The sequence below is a fragment of the Mesorhizobium sp. P3_B5 genome, assembly GCF_056402815.1.
In genome coordinates this window covers 17,982-26,994 of record NZ_JBFUGR010000002.1, presented here as the reverse complement: position 1 = coordinate 26,994, position 9,013 = coordinate 17,982, and the positions used below count along the sequence as shown (strand labels likewise).

Genomic DNA, 9,013 nt, shown 5'->3' with positions numbered 1-9,013 from the left:
AGACGGGTATGACCACGCTCCCTGATCCCGCCCGCTTCGCCCACGTCACCGACTGGGTGTTCGACCTCGACAACACTCTCTATCCGCATCACTCGAACCTGTTTTCGCAGATCGACGTCAAGATGACCGCCTATGTCGGCGAGCTGCTGACGCTGCCGCGCGACGAGGCGCGCAAGCTGCAGAAGGAGCTCTACCAGGAGTACGGCACGACGCTGAACGGGCTGATGACGCGCCATGGCATCGACCCCGACGACTTTCTCGAGAAGGTCCACGACATCGATTATTCATGGCTTGTGCCCGATCCCGTGCTCGGCACCGCGATCCGCCAGCTTCCCGGCCGCAAGTTCATCTTCACCAATGGCGATCGCCGGCATGCCGAACGCACCGCGCGCCAGCTCGGCATACTCGAGCATTTCGACGACATCTTCGACATCGTCGCCGCCGGGCTGAACCCCAAGCCGGCGCGGCAGACCTATGAGAAATTCGCCGAACTGCACGCCGTCACCGGCCACAATGCGGTGATGTTCGAAGATCTGGCCCGCAATCTGGCCGTGCCTAAATCACTCGGCATGACCACGGTGCTCATCGTGCCGCGCAATTTCGAGCCGACCTTCGCCGAAATCTGGGAACGCGACCCGGCCAATGAGGACGACGTGGATTTCGTCACCGACGACCTCGCGACGTTTCTCACGGCGATTGTGGAGGGGGTAGAGGAATTAAAGAACTGAAGAACTGGGGAATTGATCCGGAACGCAGAGACCGCGATGCCCCTCATTCTTCAATTCTTCAATTCCCCAGTTCCCCGCCCTACTCCCCTAACTTGTAGAAGCGCCTGATGATCCCCCAGGCTTCGTCGGCGGTGTCGACGAAATCGATGATGTCCTGATCGCCGGGCGTAATCGTGCCTTGCTCGGCGAGGAAATCGAGATCGATCGCCCTCTTCCAGAACGATTTGCCGAACAGGATCACCGGAACGCGCTCCATGCGGCCGGTCTGGATCAGGGTCAGCGTCTCGAAGAATTCGTCCATGGTGCCAAAACCGCCCGGAAACACCGCCACGGCCTTGGCGCGCATGACGAAATGCATCTTGCGGATGGCGAAATAGTGGAAGTTGAAACACAGTTCCGGCGTCACATAGGCGTTCGGCGCCTGCTCGTGCGGCAGCACGATGTTGAGGCCGATCGACGGGGCGCCGACATCGTCGGCGCCGCGGTTGCCGGCTTCCATGACGCCCGGCCCGCCGCCGGTCACCACGACGAATTCGCGGTAGTAGGAGGCGGCCGACTGCTGCGAGCAGAGGCGGGCGAATTTGCGCGCCTCCTCGTAATATTTGCTGTTTTCCTCGAGATTCTTCTTCTGCGTCTCGTTCTTGGCCGCCCAGGCTTCGCCGCCCGGTTCTGGAATGCGCGCGCCGCCGAACAGGATCACCGTCGAGCGGATGCCGCGTTCGGCGAGGATCATCTCTGGCTTCAAGAGTTCGAGCTGCAGCCGCACCGCACGCAATTCGCGCCGCGTCATGAATTCCGGATCGTTCCAGGCCAGACGATAGGTTTCGGCGCGCGTCTGCGGCGTGTCGGGTACGCTTTTCGACCGCTCCAGATCCTCGTCCGAATGCGGCAGCGGCGTCCATCCCGCCTTTTCCATAGGTGTCATATCAGTTTACCCGTCCAAATAATTCACTTGCGCCGTCCCGTGACGCAGCCGCGATTGACCCTCCCCATGCCTTCACATAAGCAGGTTCCGCAAAAGTGTCCTGCGGTTTTGCGACAAGAACCTGCTACATGCAAAGACCTGAGCAGACGAAGCATGCCCAAGGCCCGCGCGACTTTCAAAACAGGTTAAGGCGCTGCCCCTTAACAGCTTGGTAATGGAGCGAATTCATGTCGAAGCCCGATCTGGCGAGCCTCGAAAAGACCATCGAGAAGGCCTTCGAGGAGCGTGATACGATTTCGACCGCAACCCGCGGCGAGACGCGCGACGCCATTCATGCGGCGCTCGACCTGCTCGACCACGGGGCCGTGCGCGTCGCCGAGCGCCAGGCCGACGGCAACTGGCACGTCAACCAGTGGCTGAAGAAGGCCGTTCTTTTGTCCTTCCGGCTCAACCCGATGGAGATCATCAAGGGTGGTCCCGGCGAAGCCGTGTGGTGGGACAAGGTGCCGTCGAAGTTCGACGGCTGGAGCGCGGTCGATTTCGAGAAGGCAGGCTTTCGCGCCGTGCCGTCGTCGATCGTGCGCCGCTCCGCCTATGTCGCGCCAGGCGCCGTGCTGATGCCGTCCTTCGTCAATGTCGGCGCCTATGTCGATAGCGGCACGATGGTCGACACATGGGCCTCGGTCGGCTCCTGCGCCCAGATCGGCAAGAACGTGCATCTGTCGGGCGGCGTCGGTATTGGCGGCGTACTGGAGCCGATGCAGGCCGGGCCGACCATCATCGAGGACAATTGCTTTATCGGTGCGCGCTCCGAAGTGGTCGAAGGCTGCATCGTACGCGAAGGCTCGGTGCTCGGCATGGGCGTCTTCATCGGCCAATCGACCAAGATCGTCGACCGCGCCACCGGCGAGGTCTTCTATGGCGAAGTGCCGCCGAATTCCGTCGTCGTCGCCGGCTCGATGCCAGGCAAGGCTTTTCCAAACAACGAGCCAGGCCCAGGCCTCTATTGCGCCGTCATCGTCAAGCGCGTCGACGCCAAGACGCGGTCCAAGACCTCGATCAACGAATTGCTGCGCGATTGACCGACAAGCCGCAACTTCCCTGGCTCTTCTTCAGCCTCTCGGGCCGCGTCAGCCCGAGCGCATACGTGCTGGCGGGTCTGCTGCTGCTGGTCGCCCAGTTTTTCCCGCTCTACCAGTTCGCCAGACTGGAGCCTGGCACCCCTAACAGTCAGATCTGGGCGGTTGTGTTCTGGTCCGTGCTGCTGATTTCGACGTGGTCGAGCTTCGCCGTGACCGCAAAGCGCTTCCATGATTTCGGCAAGCCGACCTACTATGCGTTGATCTCCCTTGTCATTGGCCCCATTCTTCTCATCATCCTGGCGTGCTTTAGGAGCGATCCTGGGCCCAACCGCTACGGCAAACGCACCAATGCGCCGGGTGAACCATGAGCGCCGATCGGACCTCTTGTCATGCGCTACCGCACGCTTGATCCGAAACTGATCATCGACACCGCCGAGCGGCTGGAAAGCCGCGTCGCCGAGCGTTTTCCCGATGCCGGCCTGCGTGGCGTCGCCGCCGAACTGGTGTCGCTGTCGCGCGACCTGACCAAGGCGGCAAAGGCGCTCGAAGCGCCGATCTGGTGGCTGCGCGGCATCATCGTCGCGGCCGTGGTCGCCGGTGCCCTGATCTTCCTGTTCGTCGGCACCATCCTGCCGCTCATTCACATCTCCCAGGCCGACGATGCGGTGCAGTCGGTGCAGGGCATCGAAGCCACGATCAACATGATGATCCTGGCCGTGCTCGGCTTCCTGGCGTTGATCCGCACCGAGGAGCGTATCAAGCGCAAGCAGGTGTTTCGCCAGCTGCATGGCCTGCGCTCGCTGATCCATGTCATCGACATGCATCAGCTGACCAAGGATCCGGCGACGCTTTCGGCCAATTTCAAGCCAACCGCTCACTCGCCGGCCCGCATCACCAACGCCGCCGACCTGGCGCGCTACCTCGACTATTGCTCGGAAATGCTGTCGATCACCGGCAAGATCGCGGCGCTGTTCGCGCAGTCGGTCAATGACGATGTGGTCATCGACGGCGTCAACGACATCGAGAATTTGAGCTCCAACCTGTCGCGCAAAATCTGGCAGAAGATCACGCTGATCGAGAGCCATCCGGCGGCGAAACCTGCTCAGGCGTCAGGCCCGGCGCGCCAAGCTGTGCCGCCTCCGCCGCGCGCACCAAAGCGGTAACGCTGGTCAGCAATGGCGCTGGCGTGCCGGCTTTTTCGGCAAGGCGCAGCGCCGCTCCTTGCAATTCACCGATCTCGGTCGGCCGGCCGCGCTGCAGATCGTCCCACATTGACGAGCGTGCTTGCGGATCGATGGCAAGCATGCGCCGCGCCAGCCGCCTGAACAGCCAGTCCGGCAGCCTCAGTACCTTTGGCAGCAGTGCGGGCCGCAGGCCTGCGATGCGCGCCGGCTTGATATCCAGCGCCTTCATGGCCGCCAATGCCTCGTCGATCTGACCAGCCAGGATCAGCCGCCAGCGGCGGTCGGCAAGCTCCGTCGCCAGCGGCAGGCCGGACAGTGCGGCAAGCGCGTTGTTCAGGTTCATTAGCAGCTTGCCCCACAGCACCGCCGTCATGTCGGCATGCGTTTCGACTTCAAGCCCCTCGACATCGAGGCGCTCGGCAAGGCCTGATATGCCCGCCTCGATGATCACCTTGCCCTCGCTGGCGCGGTGCACGCGCAACGGCAAATACCCGTCGGGTGACTGGACAACGTTGAACGGCACCATGCCGGCAAGCACAAGCCGCTGGCCAAGCCCGGCCCGCAAAATGCCGGCATTGTCGACGCCGTTCTGCAGGCTGACCACCACCGCGTCCGGGCCGGCATGGGCGGCAATCAGCGCGGCCACCTCTTGCGTCGCGCCGCTCTTGACCGTCACCAGGATCAAATCGGCGTTGCGCAAGGCGGCCACCGGATCGGCTGTCACCGAAATCCCGTTCGGCTCGATCAAGCGGTCGCGGCCGTCGAGGTCGGTGATGCGCAATCCGCCTTGCCGCAAAGCCGCGTCGATGCGCGGCCGCGCCAGCAGAATCACCGGCCGGCCAGCCAGCGTCAGGCACCCACCAACGTAGCAACCGATGCTGCCGGCGCCGGCAATGGCGATTGTTTTGGTCCCGTTGGACATCCGATATTCCTGCTGTGGCCTCAACTATACGACATGAAAACCATAATGTCGGCGGCATGGCCGGTCTTCATGTCTGGCCGTGACAGGCCTTTCGCTTTCGACTATCGCTTTGCCCATGACGCTGCCGACCGACCCCGCCGCAAACCTCGCCGCCCTCATCCGCTGCGCTTCCGTAACTCCCGCCGAGGGCGGTGCGTTGAGCGCGCTGGAGACCATGCTGAAGCCGCTCGGCTTTTCCGTCGAGCGGCCGGTGTTTTCTGAAGGCGGCACGCCGGACATCGAAAACCTCTACGCACGGCGCTCCGGCAACGGTCCGCATCTGATGTTTGCCGGCCACACCGATGTGGTACCGGTCGGCGACGAAGCCTCCTGGACCCACCCGCCCTTTGCCGCCGAGATCGCCAAGGGCGAGATGTTTGGCCGCGGCGCCGTCGACATGAAGGGCGGCATCGCCTGTTTCATTGCCGCGGTGGCGCGCCATGTCGAGCAAAAGGGCGGCCCCAAGGGTTCGGTCTCGCTGCTGATCACCGGCGACGAGGAAGGCCCGGCCATCAACGGCACGACGAAGCTGCTCGAATGGGCGGCCGGCAAGGGCGAAAAGTGGGATGCCGCGATCGTCGGCGAGCCGACCAACCCGGACGCGCTCGGCGACATGATCAAGATCGGCCGCCGCGGCTCGCTGTCCGGCAGCATCACCGTCAACGGCCGCCAGGGCCACGTCGCCTATCCGCAGCTTGCCGACAACCCGGTGCGCGGGCTGATGAGCCTGGTCGACGCCTTGCTGCACCCGGTCTTCGACAAGGGGACAAAAGACTTCCAGCCGACCAATCTGGAGGTGACCTCGATCGATGTCGGCAATCCGGCCACCAATGTGATCGCGGCGAAGGCGACGGCCACCTTCAACATCCGCTTCAACGACACATGGACCGCCGAGACCGTGCAGACGGAAATCCACAACCGCCTCGACCATGCGTCCAGGCGCAAGAAGTACCGGACGGCCAAGACGCCGCTCGACTATGAGCTTGTCTGGCGCGACCGGCCGAGCCATGTCTTCCTGACGCGCGACGACAAGCTCATCGACACGCTGCGTGGCTCGATCAAGTCGGCGGTCGGCAAGGACCCCGCGCTGTCCACTTCCGGCGGCACCTCGGACGCGCGTTTCATCAAGGACTATTGCCCGGTGGTCGAGTTCGGGCTGGTCGGCAAGACCATGCACATGGTCGACGAACGCGTCGCGCTTGCCGACCTCGAGACGCTGACGCAGATCTACCTGCGCTTCATCGAAGACTGGTTCGAGCGAGGCGTGGCGTAATCATGCTTTCGGCGGATGAAACCTACGCATCTCTAATCGGCGCCTGGCGGCTGATGCTCGGCAAGGCCGACGGATTGCGGCTGCTCGATCTTTCGGCGGACGGTTTCTGGAATTCCTTTTTCGCCATTGTCGTGGCGGCGCCGGCGCTGATCGTTGGCTGGGTCGGCATCGCCAATGTGATCGCCGATCCCGAGGCCATAGCGGGGCGCTTCGGCATGCTCACGCGTCTTGCGACCGTCGAGATCGGCGGCTGGGTACTGCCGCTTGTCGGGCTTGCCTTGGTCGCACCGCGCGTCGGCATTGGCGGGCGCTTCGTCCATTATGTCGTCGCCTACAATTGGGCGATGGCAATTGCTGCCTGGGTGTCGCTGCCGTCAGCGTTGCTCAGCCTCTTTGTGCCCTTCACCGACCAATTCGTCCTGCTGATGATGCTGGCGCTGTTTGTGTTCTCGCAGGTGCTGATCTGGCGGATGACCAATGCGGTCATCGGCAAGGGCGCGGCAGTTGGCAGCGCCGTCTTTTTGGGCATGTTTGTCGCGTCGCAGCTTGTGTCCTACGCGCTTCAGATGCTGCTCGGCATTTCCATGCCGGATGTGTCCGTCTCCGGATAATCGACACCGATGAGAAAAAGCCCGTCGGGCGGCGCCACCTGGCCGCAAGCGGCGCGATCGTGCGCTTCGAGCGCAGCCTTGAGATCGGCAATGGTCCAGCCCCCTTCGCCGACGCGTTTCAGCGAGCCGACCATCGAGCGCACCTGATTGTGCAGGAACGAGCGCGCGGAGGCCCTGACTTCGATCACGTCGTCGACCCGGCTGACATCCAGGCGGTCGAGTGTGCGGATCGGGCTGTCGGCCTGGCACTGGGTCGAACGGAAGGTGGTGAAATCATGCCGTCCGAGCAGCAGCTTTGCCGCTTCGTGCATGGCAGCGGCGTCGAGGCGCTTCGGTACCCACCACACCTTGCCCTTGTCGAGCGCCGCCGGCGCGCGGCGATTGACGATGCGGTAGAGATAGTGGCGAGCGACGGCCGAGAACCGTGCGTCGAAACCATCCGGCACGGCGGCTGCCCTGAGGATGGCAATGCGGGCACCGGCCATCTGCAGATGGGCGTTGAGGGCGTCGCGCACCTTGTCGTTCGGCCACGCCTTGACGAGGTCGACATGCGCCACCTGGCCGGTGGCGTGGACGCCGGCATCGGTGCGGCCGGCGCCGCGCAACGAGACCTGCTCGCCGCAGAAGCTCTCTATCGCCTGCTCTATCGCCTGCTGCACCGTGGGCTGGTCGGCCTGGCGCTGCCAGCCGGCAAAAAGACTGCCGTCATATTCGACGTCGAGGCGAAAACGCGGCATGCCCTGCGGTTGCTCTCGCCTAGGCGGCGAGAGCGGAGCTGAAGGCCGAGGCGTAGACCAGCCTGCCGGCCTCGGGCGCCTCGCCCCAGGTCAACGCCTGCAGCGCTTCGCCCTGATACTCGCTGTCGAACTTTTCGGCGCGCGCATGGGTGTAGCCGAAGCGGCCATAATAGGCGGGGTCGCCGAGCACCACGGCCAGCGTCTCGCCGGCATCCTTGAGGCGGATATGCGCCTCGCGGATCAGCGCGCCGCCAATGCCCGAGCCATGGAAAGACGGCTCGACCGCCAAAGGCGCCAGCGCCACGGCTGCAAACTGCTTGCCACCGTTCTGGACGAACAGCCTGGAAAACAGGATGTGGCCGACCACCTGGCCGTCTTCTTCCGCCACCAGTTCAACGACGGCATCGCCGCCGGTGACCAGCGCGTCGACCAGCCCGGCCTCCGCCTGCTGGCCGAATGCGTGTTCCTCGACGAGGCGGATCGCCTCGCGATCCCGCGGCATCGCCGCGCGTATCGACATCATGCTCATGAGAATTTCATTCCTTTTTCGAGCTTGGCTCCGCGCAGAAACTCCTGCACGGCAATGGGCCTTCCGCCCGCGCGTTGAACTTCGACCAACCTGATGGCGCCTGTCCCGCAGGCGACCGTCAGCCGGTCATCGAGAATTCCTCCCGACTCGCCCAAATCCCCAGAAAGCGACAGGCCATCCGAAAGCGTCGAGCGAAGCAGTTTCAGCCGTTCTGTGCGGCCACCAATTTCAGTTTCGCACCATGCGCCGGGAAAGGGCGACAGGCCGCGAATGTGATTGTGGACTTCGCCCGCAGGCCGCGTCCAGTCTATGCGCGTCTCCGATTTATCTATTTTTCGGGCGTAGGTCACCCCCACAGTCGCCTGTAGGGTAAATGTCAGACAATTTGTCGCCAACTGCGCCAGCGCTTCTACCATCAGCGCGGCGCCAATGCTCATCAAACTGTCGTGCAGCTCGCCGGCCGTCATATCGGGTTCGATGGCGCACTTTTCAACCATTGCCACCGGACCGGTGTCCAGACCCGCTTCCATTCGCATCACCATCATGCCGGTCTCGGTGTCGCCAGCCATGATGGCGCGCTGGATGGGGGCGGCACCCCGCCAGCGCGGCAACAGCGAGGCGTGGCCGTTCAGGCAAGCGAGCCGTGGCGCTTCGAGAATGGCGTTGGGCAACAGCAATCCATAGGCGACGACCACGGCGACATCAGCCTGCAAGGTGCTGAAGGCCTGCTGCTCAGCCTCGCCTTTCAGCGACACCGGCGTCCGCACCTCGATATCAAGCCGTTCCGCCTCGCGCTGCACCGGCGATGGTGTCAGCTCCAGCCCTCGGCGACCAGCGGCACGCGGCGGCTGGGTGTAGACGGCAACGATCGCGTGCCCGGCCTCGGCAATCGCCCGCAGCGTCGGCACGGAGAATTCAGGCGTACCCATGAAGACGACGCGAAGGGGCATTTTTCTTCCGGGACCTTGCTTTGTGCCTGCGCT

11 protein-coding genes are annotated in these 9,013 nt (G+C 63.7%); 6 read left to right on the top strand and 5 right to left on the bottom strand.

The features are described from left to right. Nucleotides 1–8 precede the first annotated feature (8 nt). Nucleotides 9–728 carry a pyrimidine 5'-nucleotidase gene (locus tag AC1DVW_RS05110; protein ID WP_477321644.1) on the top strand — a complete coding sequence of 240 codons (720 nt, stop codon included), beginning with the start codon at nt 9–11 and terminating at the stop codon, nt 726–728. Nucleotides 729–807: 79 nt separating this feature from the next. On the opposite strand, the gene AC1DVW_RS05105 is transcribed toward AC1DVW_RS05110, so the two are convergent. Further along, nucleotides 808–1,653 carry an LOG family protein gene (locus AC1DVW_RS05105; protein WP_477240476.1) on the bottom strand — a complete coding sequence of 282 codons (846 nt, stop codon included), beginning with the start codon at nt 1,651–1,653 and terminating at the stop codon, nt 808–810. Nucleotides 1,654–1,880: 227 nt separating this feature from the next. Between AC1DVW_RS05105 and dapD the strand changes: the two genes are divergently transcribed. The 3 genes from dapD to AC1DVW_RS05090 are packed head-to-tail and all read left to right on the top strand — an operon-like array spanning nt 1,881 to nt 3,898. Beyond that, complete coding sequence (dapD, locus tag AC1DVW_RS05100; RefSeq protein WP_477240474.1) at nt 1,881–2,735, top strand: 2,3,4,5-tetrahydropyridine-2,6-dicarboxylate N-succinyltransferase; 855 nt, start codon at nt 1,881–1,883, stop codon at nt 2,733–2,735. Then, complete coding sequence (locus AC1DVW_RS05095) at nt 2,732–3,103, top strand: DUF805 domain-containing protein (RefSeq protein WP_477240472.1); 372 nt, start codon at nt 2,732–2,734, stop codon at nt 3,101–3,103. The genes dapD and AC1DVW_RS05095 overlap by 4 nt, the downstream gene beginning before the upstream one ends. 21 nt (nt 3,104–3,124) lie before the next feature. Continuing rightward, nucleotides 3,125–3,898: a hypothetical protein gene (locus AC1DVW_RS05090; protein WP_477274136.1), complete on the top strand. Its 774-nt coding sequence runs from the start codon at nt 3,125–3,127 to the stop codon at nt 3,896–3,898. On the opposite strand, the gene AC1DVW_RS05085 is transcribed toward AC1DVW_RS05090, so the two are convergent. After that, nucleotides 3,801–4,841 (bottom strand): 2-dehydropantoate 2-reductase, encoded by a 1,041-nt coding sequence (locus tag AC1DVW_RS05085; RefSeq protein ID WP_477321643.1) that lies wholly within the window; start codon nt 4,839–4,841, stop codon nt 3,801–3,803. The genes AC1DVW_RS05090 and AC1DVW_RS05085 overlap by 98 nt on opposite strands. A gap of 115 nt (nt 4,842–4,956) precedes the next feature. Here AC1DVW_RS05085 and dapE point away from each other — a divergent pair, with 115 nt between their 5' ends. Together dapE and AC1DVW_RS05075 are read left to right on the top strand one after the other, a co-directional pair. After that, nucleotides 4,957–6,153: a succinyl-diaminopimelate desuccinylase gene (gene dapE, locus AC1DVW_RS05080; protein WP_477274132.1), complete on the top strand. Its 1,197-nt coding sequence runs from the start codon at nt 4,957–4,959 to the stop codon at nt 6,151–6,153. Between the two features lie 2 nt (nt 6,154–6,155). After that, on the top strand, nt 6,156–6,764 hold the full coding sequence (locus AC1DVW_RS05075) for a transporter (RefSeq protein ID WP_477321642.1): 609 nt from the start codon (nt 6,156–6,158) through the stop codon (nt 6,762–6,764). Here the strand turns inward: AC1DVW_RS05075 and truA are convergent. From truA to fmt, 3 genes are read right to left on the bottom strand one after another with little or no spacing between them, the layout of a single operon-like run. Then, a complete protein-coding gene (gene truA, locus AC1DVW_RS05070; RefSeq protein WP_477321640.1) occupies nt 6,716–7,501 on the bottom strand; it encodes a tRNA pseudouridine(38-40) synthase TruA in 786 nt (261 codons plus the stop codon). The two genes, AC1DVW_RS05075 and truA, sit on opposite strands and share 49 nt — an antisense overlap. A 19-nt stretch (nt 7,502–7,520) precedes the next feature. Beyond that, the gene (locus AC1DVW_RS05065) at nt 7,521–8,030 is read right to left on the bottom strand and encodes a GNAT family N-acetyltransferase (protein ID WP_477321638.1); all 510 of its coding nucleotides are present in this window, start codon (nt 8,028–8,030) and stop codon (nt 7,521–7,523) included. Beyond that, nucleotides 8,027–8,980, bottom strand: a complete 954-nt coding sequence (fmt, locus tag AC1DVW_RS05060; RefSeq protein WP_477321636.1) for a methionyl-tRNA formyltransferase — start codon at nt 8,978–8,980, stop codon at nt 8,027–8,029. The genes AC1DVW_RS05065 and fmt overlap by 4 nt, the downstream gene beginning before the upstream one ends. Between the last annotated feature and the right edge of the window lie 33 nt (nt 8,981–9,013).

What these genes read in the sequence shown, in the direction of transcription:
- fmt (WP_477321636.1), bottom strand. Translation starts at nt 8,980, where the DNA reads ATGCCCCTTCGCGTCGTCTTCATGGGTACGCCTGAATTCTCCGTGCCG.
- dapD (WP_477240474.1), top strand. Translation starts at nt 1,881, where the DNA reads ATGTCGAAGCCCGATCTGGCGAGCCTCGAAAAGACCATCGAGAAGGCC.
- dapE (WP_477274132.1), top strand. Translation starts at nt 4,957, where the DNA reads ATGACGCTGCCGACCGACCCCGCCGCAAACCTCGCCGCCCTCATCCGC.
- AC1DVW_RS05110 (WP_477321644.1), top strand. Translation starts at nt 9, where the DNA reads ATGACCACGCTCCCTGATCCCGCCCGCTTCGCCCACGTCACCGACTGG.
- AC1DVW_RS05090 (WP_477274136.1), top strand. Translation starts at nt 3,125, where the DNA reads ATGCGCTACCGCACGCTTGATCCGAAACTGATCATCGACACCGCCGAG.
- AC1DVW_RS05085 (WP_477321643.1), bottom strand. Translation starts at nt 4,841, where the DNA reads ATGTCCAACGGGACCAAAACAATCGCCATTGCCGGCGCCGGCAGCATC.
- truA (WP_477321640.1), bottom strand. Translation starts at nt 7,501, where the DNA reads ATGCCGCGTTTTCGCCTCGACGTCGAATATGACGGCAGTCTTTTTGCC.
- AC1DVW_RS05105 (WP_477240476.1), bottom strand. Translation starts at nt 1,653, where the DNA reads ATGACACCTATGGAAAAGGCGGGATGGACGCCGCTGCCGCATTCGGAC.
- AC1DVW_RS05075 (WP_477321642.1), top strand. Translation starts at nt 6,156, where the DNA reads ATGCTTTCGGCGGATGAAACCTACGCATCTCTAATCGGCGCCTGGCGG.
- AC1DVW_RS05065 (WP_477321638.1), bottom strand. Translation starts at nt 8,030, where the DNA reads ATGAGCATGATGTCGATACGCGCGGCGATGCCGCGGGATCGCGAGGCG.